The following is a 238-nucleotide window of genomic DNA, read 5'->3' as shown; positions in this document are numbered from 1 at the left end:
TGGTGGTGAGGGTGACGTTGTTCAGGTCGGAGTTGCCGGTGTTGGCCAGGGTGACGAGCTTTTCGACTTTGTCCCCGGGCAGGAGTCCTGCGATGGGGACGTTGAGGGTGTTGGCGGGGCCGGGGGCGCCCAGGGCGATGGTGACGGTGCCTGCGGTGACGGCTTGGGAGGCGGAGGTCGAGGAGGTGAACGCGCCGTAGGTTCCCATGCCGGCGACGGCGGCTGCGGTGCCGACCAG

General features: G+C 68.9%; 1 protein-coding gene. It reads right to left on the bottom strand.

Going from position 1 to position 238, the window contains the following annotated elements; translation table 11 throughout:
- Positions 1-238 (bottom strand): TasA family protein (locus PQ627_RS19935; RefSeq protein ID WP_274263030.1); only part of this gene is annotated, 238 nt, incomplete at both ends.

This window comes from Paenarthrobacter sp. AB444 (assembly GCF_028736865.1).
GTDB classification, from domain to species: Bacteria; Actinomycetota; Actinomycetes; order Actinomycetales; family Micrococcaceae; genus Arthrobacter; species Arthrobacter nicotinovorans_B.
The sequence above is the reverse complement of the archived record's forward strand: the minus strand, read 5'-3'. Positions and strand labels throughout refer to the sequence as shown.